Origin of the sequence: Tepidimicrobium xylanilyticum (genome assembly GCF_900106765.1) — a bacterium.
Lineage (GTDB): Bacteria > Bacillota > Clostridia > Tissierellales > Tepidimicrobiaceae > Tepidimicrobium > Tepidimicrobium xylanilyticum.
Map to the genome: position 1 here is coordinate 1 of NZ_FNNG01000026.1, position 11,828 is coordinate 11,828.

An 11,828-nucleotide genomic window follows, 5' to 3' on the forward strand; every position below is an offset into this window, starting at 1 on the left:
AAGTCTTCCAGCTGCCTTTTTTGATACATTCATTGTATCAACTATATGTTTTATAGCTTTATCTGGCGCTTCTCCTCTTATAAATGATTGAATTAAACTCTTTTGCAATTCATTCATTAACAAATTTTTATCTTTCCATATCCTACTTGAAAAGTTAGAACCATCTGGTGCCCATGGTTTTGTGATTATGCTTTCTATTAGTCCAGTATCTAATATCCCAAATGTATCTCCTACACCAAAGCCTTTTTGTATTTCATATATAGTTCTGTAATAGCCTTCTTCTGTTATGTTTTTAGACAGTTCAGTTAAGCCTTCAAGCCTTTTAGCAGATAAAAGCTCTATTTGCTGCCTAATCTGATATTCTAATGATTCAAGTCTGCTTATCCTTACTCTAACACTTGCATTATTAAGCTCTTTTACCCACCTTTGGTCTAATGAGCTTTCTATTGCCTTTTCTATAAATTCTTCTATGGTCCAATGGAATTCTTTTAATTCTTTAGCTGTTAATAATCTCCTAGCTTCCGCCAATGTGATTTTATTATCTGTTGCAAACTTAGCATAAAATTGTTCTATTTCTCTTTGAATTCTTAATAGGGCTTTCTCGTATTCTTGTATGAGTTCTGCATAATGCCTATCAGCTTTATTTAGTAAGGATTCGGTTAAGATTTCAAACCTATTCTGCCAATATTTATTACTAGGCCTATTCATCTCCTTCATCTCCTAGGCTTGGATAATTGCCTTCAAATCGCTTTAGGTATTCTTCTTCCTGTTTCTTTAATCTATCCAGTTCCTCTGCTACATCCTCCACCCATGGATGATTAGCTACTATTGTTTCATCTGATATTATTCCTTTGGATTGTGCAGCAATTTCTGTATCTTCTTTATCGTTAGTTATCATGGTCTTTCTAAATGTCACCTGTACTGTGGTGCTGTCATAATCTTTATTGTCTATTATGTTAATATATTCAGTTGCAAACCATAGCAATCTCTTAATAGCCTTTCTAAATTTCCTTTCCATGATACTAGCCTTATGGTCTAATTGAGAGTATAGGAATTTCAAAGCTACGCCACTAGGACTATTGCCAAATCTATCAGTTTTTAAGTTTACACCTTGCCCAAATAGGAATATATTTTCTTCCAATCGGTCTAGCATCTCTTTCCTAGCTTCTATTGGTATGCTTTGTTCTAGCTTGTCTACTCCACTTCCTTGTTCTCCTGTTACTTTTATGGCTTTATAGTATCTAAGGTTTTCTTTAAACTCTGTTAAGTCTGTGCCTTCATATCCTTTTAGTACTGTTATTATTTCCTGTACTTCATCTAAATTGTTAGCTAGGTCAGATACATTCTTGTCATAGGCATCTATTAATTCTTTGACAAATTTTAAATCTGATACTCTCTCTTCATTATTAGGAAACTCTATAAAAGGAACCTTCGTCCACCCATAGCCTTCATCATTGTAGTAAAAATGTGGTGCTGGATTAACTGGCTCTGTGTCATCTAAGACAAAGTTGCCATCATCATCTTGGATATAATAAGTTACATTATTCCTTGTCCACCATTCTACCCTTATTCGTTCTTGTCCGTTTACTTCTACTAGATAATATCTTAACACTGCCTCTAGGTTCTCTTGAAGGCTTGTATCATAAATTGATATAATCTCCTCTGCTGGGATAATGATAAACTTGAATAATCCTTCTTTATTGATATAAACATGTAGCCACTCTGTCCCTTTGTTGCTTGCGTTTTTGGCTAGTTCATTCAAGGTGTCGTCCCATTCCTCGCCAAGGATAAGATTAAGCTTGTCTGTATATTCTTTCTGGCCCTCTCCTGCTTGCAATACTACAGGCTTACCAACTAAATAAGCTACCTTCTGATCTACTAGCAACTTATGCCAGTTATGAGGTATTTTATTGTTAGGCTTTGTATCATCCTCTACCTTCATTCCATCTTTGTAATAATATTGCTTTCTATCTTTTATGTCGTTATCGTTATAGTAATACCTCTCTCCCTCAATCATTTGACTAGTATCATGTTCGCTAATCAAATCTTTTATTATACTTGAATCTGTAATTTTAGATTCACTTATAAGTTTTTGTTCTAATAATTCCTGGTATGTTATCACTTTATCACCTGCCTCACTTTAAGAATTCTATTCTGCTATATCTCATTTCATCTTCTAATGCATATCTAACAGCATCTATGGTATGGTTATCTTTATCTGGATACTCACTTTTCACTTCTCCATTCTTGTCTGTCTCTAGTGAATAATTAATAAATTCCTTTGCAGCTCTTGGGCATCTTTCAGGGTCTATTATAATTTCTTCAATTTCCTCTGATAAAAATTTTATTCCATAGTCTACTGAGTCAGGTCCCTTTATTGCTCCCTTTATTCTCATTCCATAACTTTTAAGTTCTGCTATAGACTTTGGTTCAGCACTATCTGCTACTGTTACAACATTACCCAAATGATTTTTAATGCTTTTGTATAACTTTCTATTAGATACTTGAATGCCACTAAATTCATAAAATAAATAAAGCCTTCTTCTGGTTTTATCATAGTGCATCTTCTCAAATACTACTGGATCTGCTGCATAACCAAAGTCAAGACCTTGTTTAATCCTATCAAATGTTTTGATTTCATCATCTGTAATTTCTCTTAATGTAACATTATGAAATACCTCTAATCCAGTTCCTACTTCTTCACCTAAATACTCATGCCTATATGCCATTTCATTAGTATTCTTTAGGTGTTCAGCTTCTACAATAAATACTTCTCCTAGCCAACTTCTTGGTACATTTCTATAATCAGAATGATGTACTTTTCTGCCTGGTTTTGGTATTTTGGCTTCTTGATTTACCCATGACCTTGAACTCTTTGGAGGATTATAGGTATAAAATACTACAAATTTGTTTCCACCTCTCATAAGTGACTGGTTTATAGTTCTTATCTCTTCAGGACCATAAAACTCGTCTAACTCCTCATACCATATATACTTAATATAGCCCTTTTTAACTTTAGTAGATTTTATCTTTTTAGGTTTATCTGCTCCTCTAAATAATATCTTCTGTCCTGTTGGAAGATACGTTATTTGTAAAGGTGATTTAGTGCATTTCCATTCATCCGTTACACCTAATATATCAATAGCCCATTCTAGTTGCTCATATACGCTATCTGCTAAAGTATCTTTTACTTTTCTTAATGCTACTGCATTGGTAAATTCTCCTCTTTCTGCATCTCTCATCATGCCTAATATTATTTCTATACTTGCAAAAGACGACTTGGTTGAACCTCTGCCACCTTTTAGCATGTATTCAGTATATCTATTATTCTTTATATCAACATGTAAATCATAAAAAGAAGGTGCTATTACTTCTGAAAGTCTAACTTTCATCTTTTTCACCTTCTATATCATCAACTATTACAACTCTTACTGGTTTATCCCCTTTATCTTCTTTTATTCTGTCAACTTCTGCTTTGAGTTTTTCTATTCTAGCCTTTTGCTCTTCTGTTACTAAATCTCTATTAGCATGAAGTGACTCATCATACTGCTTAATCATATTCCTTAACTCTGCCATAGCCCTGGATTGTGCTTGTAGGAAGTTTGCTTGTTTATCCCAAGCTTGTTGCACTTCCCATCTTTCTCCTTTTATTTTCTCTCTTCTTTCTTCCACTTTTTCTACCGTTTTATCGTTACGGTCTTCTACAAACATGATTCTTTGTGCTCTTATTATTGCTGCATATTGGATTTGGATATTCTCCCATAAAATATCTAATGGATTCTTCTCTTTTATCTCCTGAATAATGTTCATAGTTTCCTCTGGGAGATATTTAGAAAAAAATCCATGTTTTTCAGCATTCTTGTTTTTAGGTGGTGCTCCATGCCCTACTGCGTTTTTATTACCTATGGGCGCACCCCTTTTCCTTTTGTATGCGCCCTTTTTGTTTTGCTTTTTTCTTTCATCTGCCCAACCATACCTTTTAACCCATGATTTTAATGTGTTTATGCTTAGATTATGTTTTTCACAAATGTCCTTGTATTTCATACCTTCCATATAATCCTGCTTTGCTTTTTCCCTTATCTCATTCAATACCACCACCTACTTATTTGTTTGTTTTGCATATCGTTTTTTGCATGAAAAAAGAGCCTTATTTCAGGCTCAAAATTTTCTTATACTTCATAAAAAATTTTCCATTTTTTTACCAAATAACTATTGACATTACCGTTACGGTATTTTATAATATAATTAAAGGAGGTGAACAAGTGGGTAAGAAAAAAAAGAATAAAAGCCAAAGAGAAAAGGAGCTTAAAATAGCACTAGTAACCGCAATAATCAACCTAATAATCTCCCTCATAGAATTAATTAATAAGTTACTAGATACTAAATAAGCTCCTTAGAGGGGAGAAATCCCCTCCCCTCTAAATATATTTTAAAATATCTTACCCACAATATCAATGACTATACTAATTATATCTTTAATTTTAAATCTTATATTGAATATAATATCTTTATTTACAGAAGTTAATATTATATTCAATATACTTGCTGTAATAGTAGCTTCTATATCAGTTATATCTGCTTACAAATTATACAAGAAAGGTTGATTAATATGAAAACTAAACCCATAAAACTCTCACCCAAAAAAGATGGTTATGGAAATATATCAAGCTATACAATAAATATTGGTGCAACTGAAGCACGTGAATGTGGTTTTGTCGACTCAAATGGTAATATATTGCCTATTGAAAAAATAATTGATGCTGACAATAATCAAATCATAATAAGACTTAAAGAGGACTGATATATATAAAGTCCTCTTTTTCTTTCATAAAAAAGAGAAATCCTTCTTTTTTATCCCCACCTTATCTGCTTCAACCTTCTCCCAATCCGCTTGTATGCATCATGCTTCATCAAATTAGATATACTATCTCCTAATTCTATTTCTTTTTTCTTTCTATGCTTTTTATTCTTTTTCTTTTCTATACTTTTAAGCTTTCTATATGTATCTATATCTTTAGATCTGATTATTTCCTCTATATTCATCCTCTTCCCCCAGTTCACCTCAATGGCATAGGCAGCAGGACTCGAACCTGCATCTTCGGTTTTGGAGACCGATATTCTGCCTATTAAACTATGCCTATAAACTTTAACATTAAAAAATCTCACCTTTTTTCAGGTGAGATTTATAAATCTACTTACTACCATAATAACATGGATAAATTTGCCTGTCAGTATAGTGTTAGTATACTCTTTTATTTCTAGCTGATATTTTCTTGATGTATATTTCCGAATATCCTAACTCATCAGCAATCTCTTTTAATGTTTTTCCTTCAATATCTCTCATATAAACGACTTTTTTATCCAATCTTTCTAACTTCTTTATTTCCTCTTCAATTTTCTTCTTTGACTTTTCCATATTTGCTATAGCTTCCTTATGTAAATATATATGACTTTCTATCTTGTGTAGCATTTCTAGTGCTTCCTCAAAACCAATTTGCCTTGTTCCATCTACGTATGGCTGCGTATAATCTATACCCGTTATATGTTTAGGCCCATCTAGCTTAGCTAACTTTTTAATAGCTTCTATCTGGATCTCGTATGTCTTTAATCTTTCCTTCCATATCTCAATTTCACTACATAGATCCTTATATGATTTTATAGTGTCCATGATCTATTCCCCCTTCCTTTCTGCTTCTATCTGTTTTTGCACTATATCTATGTTAATCTTACATGAGTAAATATATTGCATATTGCTCTCGTATAAGCTCTCTGCTATATCCCTTTCCATCTTTAAATTTGCTATCTTTTCATTACCTCTTGCTAGGTCATTTATTATTGTTACTGGAATTCCTTCTGCTCTTAATCGTAAAATTTCTTTTGATAGTTCTACTCTGTAATCCCTCTCTGTTTTTGCTTTGACCTGACCTCTCTTTTTTAATTCTTCTATAGCCTTATTAAGGTTATGTCTATATTGATTAAGCTCATTAACAAGGTCCTGCATAGTATCCCTCCTATAAGTACAACTTTCCACCCATTAACCTTCTAATGACATCCTCCCTCTTCATCCCTCTGTCTGGATGCTTGTCTATCTTCCTAAATGCTCTATGTGCCTGCTGTGGCTTTAATCCTAATAGTTTAATCAATTCTTTTACTGTATAAAATTCATTTACTAGAAGCTCTTCTAGCTTTTGTTGTAATTCTCTTTTGTATTTTAAATCCGTTTCTCTGCACATATGAGGCCCTTTAGGTCCTCTATGTTGCCCTGGTGTCAAATATTTGTAATTAAGCTCAAAGTCCAGGCCCCCTTGGCTTTTAAAAATCACACATGATGCTTTTCTAGCATCTGGCATCACCTCCTGCTTGTCCATGCCTGTATTTCGTCTCTACTGGTCTCACTAGTCTTCTCCCTCTATCTCCTCTATAGTACCTATATTGCAATGTATTGACTTTTAGGTTGTGTATTTCAGCCCATTCTGATAACGTTTTTGTTTGCCCATCTATAGTTACGTTAATATTCCTTCTGGTGTTTCTGGTTTGCTTTTTTCTTGTAGTAAACCTGCAATTACTCGGCTCATAGTTCCCGTTATTATCAATCCTGTCTAATTCTAAGCCTTCTTTATATCCGTTATTGTTAGCCCATTTTATAAATGTTCTTATGTCATGCCACTCATCGCAGACCTTTATTCCTCTGCCACCATAATCTTTGTACGCTGGGTGCTTTTTATTCTCACACCTTGCCAACATTGCCTTCCAGATAGAATATAGTTTTTCGCTAGATAGTCCATGGGTTGTAGATGCTGCTATTGCTCTTTCTTTGTTTAGGCATCCGCAACTCTTAGTATGTCCTGATGTTAATTTCCACCCCCTCACTATTCTTTTATTGCCACACTCGCATTTGCATAGCCATCTACTCTCTTTCCGTTTTGGGTCTACATCATGAAACCCCAATACTGTCAGTCTTCCGAACTTCTGCCCTTCAAGCTCTAATCTTCTTGACATAAGACTCTCCTTTCTATATGGTGCTTTTCTATCACGTTACCCCTCCTTAATAAAAAAAGGACACAGACTACACTTATTTGTGTATATCTGTGTCCGCCATCTAGGTATGGTAGGACTGTATATACATTGTTTATACTATCTTGCGACTATCTTGTGATTTATGATGTTTTTTCAACGCGATTTTTAATATACCTAATTCATGTTATGTTCATTAATAAATTGATTCTCTCCAATCCCAATAATTGTCCCCTTCAGGTGTTTCCTCATCAGTTTCATATGGATAAAAATCCTTTTCTATTCTGGCTAAAATCACTCTTTCATCGCCGTTAAACTCATTGTTTTCATCAATAAAATCTTTCCAAGAGTTTTTTAATAGTTTATATTCTGCCAAGGCTTCACTGTAACTATTAGTAACAAGTACTAACTTTTCCTCACTATCATAAACTAACCACATGATAACCCCCCCTTCCTACACATAAATAACATTATGTGTATTAATAGCCTTTCTTTTCACCCATATATATACTTGCCTTCCCACATCCATACTCATGATCTAGCGCAAAGAATTTCATTCCAATACCTATAGGTCTATGCCCATGTTCAGAAAACCAAATATCTTTATGCCAATCTACATGTTCAGCCCATCCACCACACTTGCAACCTATTGTAAATGGACTTGGCATTATTTTATCTTTTCCTTCCACGCCTACCTCAAGCCACATACGCCATTCATTTCCACAATCTTCGCATCTATAAGTAAACGCTCCATGCACCATAGGCGGTTCTCCATATACTTCTTTAAAACAACTTTCTTTTTTATGTTTACCTACTAAATCACTCATTTTCATTCAATACACCTTCTTTCCTAACCTATTCTCATACGTTTTTCCCATTCTTGCCCTTCTTTGCTATGCTCCATTTCTGCCAATTTAACGATAGCATAATAAAATCTACTTACTATACATTCGCATTCTGGCGGAGCATCAATGTCCCATCCTATATCACATTTCTTTTTGCAGGTTTTGTTAATATAATCTATCAATGTAATATTTTCTTCCCAGCCTTCATCATCTTCAATATATATTTCTCTGTTTATTATTTCTGTGATTTTATTTGAAAAAGCCATCAATACACCTTCTTTCTATTCTTCAGCTTATACTCAACATTTAATTGTCCACCATGATTCTTTATTTCTATATTGAAGAAATCAAGGCTATTCATCTTTTCAGCTGTATCTACTATTTCATCTATGTACCTTCCGATTTCATTTTTAAGGTTTTGCTTTTTGGTTCTTACATATTGTTTATCTATTTCATGTTTGTTAACATTATTAACTCATTTTTATTTAATTTTCTCAGTATGCTTGTACTCCTGGTTCCTGTCATTCTCATTATTCTATCTTCATATTCTTTTTTCGATAGTTCCCCTGTTCGATTACCCCCAGCTCATTTAATCACCCCTTTTATCTTTCTATATATACAAAACCTTTGAAAATTTCCATTTTTGCTTTGCCATAAAATTGTTTAGTTATAGCAATTTTTTCTTTGAAGTTTCTATATGGAATAGCTTCTATAACAACTCTCTTTTCTTTTTTATCAAGTTTTTCTATCCCATTTTATCCCTCCCTCCAAGCTCTATAAAGCTCAAAGAAGTCTTTCGCTCTCATTGTAATTTTCCATTCTTCCCTATTTCTTCTATGTGCTACAATTGGAATTTCTCCCTCCTTGCTATCTCTTATGGATTGTTGTAATGCGTTCTCAATGTTCAGCTTTTCTACTCTTTTTACTTCAATATGTATCCCATCAAGCCCTACAACATCTTTTCCTTCGATTCCACTAAATTGTTGCCCCCTTCTAGCTTCTGAAAAGCCATGTTCTCTACATAGTTTTGCGAATTCTCTTTCACCTTGACTACCCTTACGTTTGCTATTTACCATTTAATCACCTTCAATCATCTGTAAATAAATGAAACCTGTCGTACTTGTTCTTTTTTAATTAAATTTTTAATTCTATTACATTAGGGTCTTGCATTTCATACTGGTATCTAGCTATAGGTTCATAATATTGGGGTATTTCACCTTTCGTAGTGGTTTGTTCATTACTTTCAATCATCTCCTTTTTTGTAGGGTTGTGGTAGTCTGTGCCTGAGTCGGGTCTGAGTGCTTTCATAATCTTTCTTGCTAACTTTTCATCAATGCACAAACCTTCGCTCCCGTACCATGAACATAATTCCAACGCTTCCTTCATCCTCGCCACCTGCGCCCGGAGTTGCTCATTTTCCTTGTCCCTCGCCGTTACCTCGTCCATGTGGCATTGTACCTCATATTTCCAATCGCCAAGTTTTGCCCGGAGCTGCTCATTCTCCTGCTGCAAGGATTCGATGGCGTCAAATAGTATAGACATACAGGTATTTCTATCTCCGTCACAATATCTTTTTCTGAAACCATTACACTTCTCACAAAATCCGCTTATTGCACTCACGTTATTCATCCTCCTTATCCTGCAAACAAAAAGTAACGCCGCTTTTTATGTGCTTTGAATACTTATGATTTTTACAGTAGTATCTACTCCAATACCCATCAGTAGCAGTTCTGGTTAACTTCCTAATTTGCCTTTTGTCTAAGTGTCTCCAATCACATGTAGTGATATCATATCTGCAATTAAAACAATCTTTAGGTGGTCTTTTCATGTATTTAGCCATCGTGTTCGACCTCGCTTTCCTTCTTTCCAACGACCAATTCTTCTTGAAATAGTCTTGTCATGATTATAGTGTCAATGTTCTTCCAAACTTCTTCAGGAAGATTGATTCTTATTTCTTTTTTCTCTGGCAGGTAATCCACTTGGAATATGTCGTTTATACTACTCATCTTTTGTTCCCCCACTTTCCTTCTGGCTATATGACCAATACAATCTCAACAAGTATAATCCAAGCCAACCGAACACAACAGCATTTATCATTTCTCTACTTAAAAAGTGAGTTTCTGGCGTTATGTTTTCAACGAATAATAAAAACGCTATAATGCAAATTACACTAAACATTAAAATAATTGCATTTAATACTATTTTCATTGGTCAATTTTACCTCCTTCTTTTCTTGCATACCTAACCAAGTTTTCCCACCTTCGTATTGTGTCGTATGGAATTGCAACTTTTCTAATTGACATGTCATATATCAGGAGTATTGCTTTTTCAAGTGCATTTATCAGGTCATTGTAAACATTGTCTGATACACCATCAGGCTTCATTTCCCCTCATCCTCCCCGAATATTTCATTCACTATCAATACACCCTCTTCCTGTTTTTTAACTTATATTCAACATTCAATTTCCCCTGATGATTACTAATCTCAATATTGAAAAAATCTAAGCTATTCATCTTTTCAGCTGTATCTATTATTTCGTCTATGTAGCATATCATTTCATTTTTTAAATTCTGTTTTTTTGCTTTATTATATTGCTTGTTTATCTCCATAGCTGCCCCTCCTGCCTTTTTAGTCTCCCTTCTAATCTTTGTAGTTTCAATGTTTTATGCCTTTCTACCCCTTCCTCTATCCCAAATAATATCTTCATCTGCTCTAGCATTATTTCTACATCTGCTATTTCTTCGGCAATTTCTATTCTATTTTCTTTACCTCTCAAACTCTTGCATAGCTCTTTTTGAAGTTCTGCCATTTCCTCGAATACCATTGTAATTTGACCCTCTGCTCCCCATTTTTCTAATGCTTGTTTGTAAACCTCTCTTTCATCCATGCAATTTTTCTCCTTTCTTGTATTCATCTATTGCTTTATATCTTGCTTCTTCAATTGCTTCTTTCAGCTGCCTTAATTCTCTTTTGTTTAACTTCCGAAAGATACTTCTTACCTTTGTCCCTGTCATTTCTTTTATCTTATCTTCATAATATTTTTTTGACTGTTCCCCTGTATTATTACCTCCCCTTGACATAAACTCCCCCCTAACTAACAAGCTCATACAATTTAGTTTTTGTATCTTTGTCTAACATATCTTCTAATGTAACCATGCATTTCTCGTTTTCATACAATTTCATTGCTTTACGTACATAAGTATAAAATAGATCCTTATTTCCGTTTAGATATCTAACTACTGCTCGAGCTACATATTTGTTTACTTCATAGCTCATAGTTCTCCCCCTTCTATGGCCATATTTTTAAATTCCAGCGCTTTGTCACATAAAAAACTGCATGGTTCTAAACAATCATAGCAACATTTATCGCATCTACGAATCTCTGCATATTTCTTATATTTGATTGCTTGCATGCAGTAGATGTCAACCTTTTCCGCACATCTCATAAACCCAGCTCCTTTACAGTAGCCATGATTCTTTCAAATAGTTTAGGCCCTATACCTTTCGTATTGTTCAAAACCTCTGCTAGTTTAATTTTGAAGTCTGTACTATCTCCAGCTACTACCCCGTCTTGGAATCCTTGATGATATATTTCGGCCAAAAAAGCCTCTATCTCCTGCCTGTCCATCTTTTTTACTGCCTTATATATTTTTCTATTGATTAAGCCATCTTTCAATTTCATCCCCCTTTTACTTAACCACTTTTAGGCTCAAATCAGGGTATTTATACTCAAACAATTTTCGTTTTATTTTAAATATTTGGGTTTCTACCCCTTTTATGTCAACAACATCTGTTGTTCCATCATTGTTTACTATTACAAAATCAGCAATGTAAGTTATTGGCTTAAATTTTTCTCCGTTTTTTTCAAATCCAGGTTGCAAAACATATCTAGGTTGTAATCCAAAATCTTTTATTTCTCCAGCTTGTTTAAGTAGTTTTAACCTGCAATAATACTCTGCTTCTTTCTG

27 protein-coding genes and 1 tRNA gene are annotated in these 11,828 nt (G+C 34.1%); 2 read left to right on the forward strand and 26 right to left on the reverse strand.

Annotated features, from left to right (window positions below; translation table 11 throughout):
* The 4 genes from BLV68_RS14735 to terS form a co-directional block, all read right to left on the reverse strand.
* Positions 1–708 (reverse strand): hypothetical protein (locus BLV68_RS14735; protein WP_200773816.1); only part of this gene is annotated, 708 nt, incomplete at its 3' end.
* Positions 701–2,122, reverse strand: coding sequence for a phage portal protein (locus BLV68_RS14740; RefSeq protein ID WP_234949945.1), 1,422 nt, complete (start codon positions 2,120–2,122; stop codon positions 701–703). The genes BLV68_RS14735 and BLV68_RS14740, both read right to left, overlap by 8 nt.
* A 13-nt stretch (positions 2,123–2,135) precedes the next feature.
* Positions 2,136–3,392, reverse strand: a complete 1,257-nt coding sequence (locus BLV68_RS14745; RefSeq protein WP_093755134.1) for a PBSX family phage terminase large subunit — start codon at positions 3,390–3,392, stop codon at positions 2,136–2,138.
* A complete protein-coding gene (gene terS, locus BLV68_RS14750; protein ID WP_093755136.1) occupies positions 3,382–4,089 on the reverse strand; it encodes a phage terminase small subunit in 708 nt (235 codons plus the stop codon). The genes BLV68_RS14745 and terS overlap by 11 nt, the downstream gene beginning before the upstream one ends.
* A gap of 173 nt (positions 4,090–4,262) precedes the next feature.
* Here terS and BLV68_RS16175 point away from each other — a divergent pair, with 173 nt between their 5' ends.
* Both BLV68_RS16175 and BLV68_RS14755 read left to right on the forward strand, forming a co-directional pair.
* Positions 4,263–4,388 carry a hypothetical protein gene (locus tag BLV68_RS16175; RefSeq protein WP_268807651.1) on the forward strand — a complete coding sequence of 42 codons (126 nt, stop codon included), beginning with the start codon at positions 4,263–4,265 and terminating at the stop codon, positions 4,386–4,388.
* 221 nt (positions 4,389–4,609) lie between these two features.
* On the forward strand, positions 4,610–4,801 hold the full coding sequence (locus BLV68_RS14755; protein ID WP_093755138.1) for a hypothetical protein: 192 nt from the start codon (positions 4,610–4,612) through the stop codon (positions 4,799–4,801).
* A 50-nt stretch (positions 4,802–4,851) separates the two neighbouring features.
* Here BLV68_RS14755 and BLV68_RS14760 read toward each other — a convergent pair whose 3' ends face one another.
* The 22 genes from BLV68_RS14760 to BLV68_RS14850 form a co-directional block, all read right to left on the reverse strand.
* The gene (locus BLV68_RS14760; protein ID WP_093755140.1) at positions 4,852–5,043 is read right to left on the reverse strand and encodes a hypothetical protein; all 192 of its coding nucleotides are present in this window, start codon (positions 5,041–5,043) and stop codon (positions 4,852–4,854) included.
* Positions 5,044–5,066: 23 nt separating this feature from the next.
* Positions 5,067–5,141: transfer RNA gene (locus BLV68_RS14765), tRNA-Trp, on the reverse strand.
* Positions 5,142–5,239: 98 nt separating this feature from the next.
* Positions 5,240–5,668 carry a sigma factor-like helix-turn-helix DNA-binding protein gene (locus BLV68_RS14770; protein ID WP_093755142.1) on the reverse strand — a complete coding sequence of 143 codons (429 nt, stop codon included), beginning with the start codon at positions 5,666–5,668 and terminating at the stop codon, positions 5,240–5,242.
* Positions 5,669–5,671: 3 nt separating this feature from the next.
* Positions 5,672–6,001, reverse strand: coding sequence for a hypothetical protein (locus tag BLV68_RS14775; protein WP_093755144.1), 330 nt, complete (start codon positions 5,999–6,001; stop codon positions 5,672–5,674).
* Positions 6,002–6,011: 10 nt separating this feature from the next.
* On the reverse strand, positions 6,012–6,350 hold the full coding sequence (locus BLV68_RS14780; RefSeq protein WP_093755146.1) for a hypothetical protein: 339 nt from the start codon (positions 6,348–6,350) through the stop codon (positions 6,012–6,014).
* Entirely contained in the window at positions 6,337–6,948 is a 612-nt protein-coding gene (locus BLV68_RS14785; RefSeq protein WP_143035305.1) for a hypothetical protein, read from the reverse strand. Before BLV68_RS14785 ends, BLV68_RS14780 begins: the two co-directional genes overlap by 14 nt.
* A gap of 262 nt (positions 6,949–7,210) precedes the next feature.
* Positions 7,211–7,453, reverse strand: coding sequence for a hypothetical protein (locus BLV68_RS14790; protein WP_093755150.1), 243 nt, complete (start codon positions 7,451–7,453; stop codon positions 7,211–7,213).
* Between the two features lie 40 nt (positions 7,454–7,493).
* The gene (locus BLV68_RS14795) at positions 7,494–7,847 is read right to left on the reverse strand and encodes a hypothetical protein (RefSeq protein ID WP_093755152.1); all 354 of its coding nucleotides are present in this window, start codon (positions 7,845–7,847) and stop codon (positions 7,494–7,496) included.
* 17 nt (positions 7,848–7,864) lie between these two features.
* On the reverse strand, positions 7,865–8,125 hold the full coding sequence (locus tag BLV68_RS14800) for a hypothetical protein (protein ID WP_093755154.1): 261 nt from the start codon (positions 8,123–8,125) through the stop codon (positions 7,865–7,867).
* A gap of 489 nt (positions 8,126–8,614) precedes the next feature.
* On the reverse strand, positions 8,615–8,935 hold the full coding sequence (locus BLV68_RS14805) for a PDDEXK family nuclease (protein ID WP_093755156.1): 321 nt from the start codon (positions 8,933–8,935) through the stop codon (positions 8,615–8,617).
* A 58-nt stretch (positions 8,936–8,993) separates the two neighbouring features.
* A complete protein-coding gene (locus BLV68_RS14810; protein ID WP_093755158.1) occupies positions 8,994–9,479 on the reverse strand; it encodes a hypothetical protein in 486 nt (161 codons plus the stop codon).
* A gap of 1 nt (position 9,480) precedes the next feature.
* The gene (locus tag BLV68_RS15335; RefSeq protein WP_143035306.1) at positions 9,481–9,699 is read right to left on the reverse strand and encodes a hypothetical protein; all 219 of its coding nucleotides are present in this window, start codon (positions 9,697–9,699) and stop codon (positions 9,481–9,483) included.
* Entirely contained in the window at positions 9,692–9,865 is a 174-nt protein-coding gene (locus BLV68_RS15570; RefSeq protein ID WP_159428723.1) for a hypothetical protein, read from the reverse strand. The genes BLV68_RS15335 and BLV68_RS15570 overlap by 8 nt, the downstream gene beginning before the upstream one ends.
* The gene (locus BLV68_RS14815) at positions 9,858–10,067 is read right to left on the reverse strand and encodes a hypothetical protein (RefSeq protein WP_093755160.1); all 210 of its coding nucleotides are present in this window, start codon (positions 10,065–10,067) and stop codon (positions 9,858–9,860) included. The genes BLV68_RS15570 and BLV68_RS14815 overlap by 8 nt, the downstream gene beginning before the upstream one ends.
* The gene (locus tag BLV68_RS14820; RefSeq protein WP_093755162.1) at positions 10,064–10,243 is read right to left on the reverse strand and encodes a hypothetical protein; all 180 of its coding nucleotides are present in this window, start codon (positions 10,241–10,243) and stop codon (positions 10,064–10,066) included. Before BLV68_RS14820 ends, BLV68_RS14815 begins: the two co-directional genes overlap by 4 nt.
* A gap of 34 nt (positions 10,244–10,277) precedes the next feature.
* Positions 10,278–10,469 carry a hypothetical protein gene (locus tag BLV68_RS14825; RefSeq protein WP_093755164.1) on the reverse strand — a complete coding sequence of 64 codons (192 nt, stop codon included), beginning with the start codon at positions 10,467–10,469 and terminating at the stop codon, positions 10,278–10,280.
* Positions 10,460–10,747 (reverse strand): nucleoside triphosphate pyrophosphohydrolase family protein, encoded by a 288-nt coding sequence (locus tag BLV68_RS14830; RefSeq protein WP_093755166.1) that lies wholly within the window; start codon positions 10,745–10,747, stop codon positions 10,460–10,462. The genes BLV68_RS14825 and BLV68_RS14830 overlap by 10 nt, the downstream gene beginning before the upstream one ends.
* On the reverse strand, positions 10,740–10,940 hold the full coding sequence (locus tag BLV68_RS14835) for a hypothetical protein (RefSeq protein WP_093755168.1): 201 nt from the start codon (positions 10,938–10,940) through the stop codon (positions 10,740–10,742). Before BLV68_RS14835 ends, BLV68_RS14830 begins: the two co-directional genes overlap by 8 nt.
* A 10-nt stretch (positions 10,941–10,950) precedes the next feature.
* Positions 10,951–11,136: a hypothetical protein gene (locus tag BLV68_RS14840; protein WP_093755170.1), complete on the reverse strand. Its 186-nt coding sequence runs from the start codon at positions 11,134–11,136 to the stop codon at positions 10,951–10,953.
* Positions 11,133–11,306 (reverse strand): hypothetical protein, encoded by a 174-nt coding sequence (locus BLV68_RS15575; RefSeq protein ID WP_159428724.1) that lies wholly within the window; start codon positions 11,304–11,306, stop codon positions 11,133–11,135. Before BLV68_RS15575 ends, BLV68_RS14840 begins: the two co-directional genes overlap by 4 nt.
* Complete coding sequence (locus BLV68_RS14845; protein ID WP_093755172.1) at positions 11,303–11,536, reverse strand: helix-turn-helix domain-containing protein; 234 nt, start codon at positions 11,534–11,536, stop codon at positions 11,303–11,305. The genes BLV68_RS15575 and BLV68_RS14845 overlap by 4 nt, the downstream gene beginning before the upstream one ends.
* A 13-nt stretch (positions 11,537–11,549) precedes the next feature.
* The coding region (locus BLV68_RS14850) for a DUF1064 domain-containing protein (protein ID WP_093755174.1) at positions 11,550–11,828 on the reverse strand (279 nt) is incomplete at its 5' end.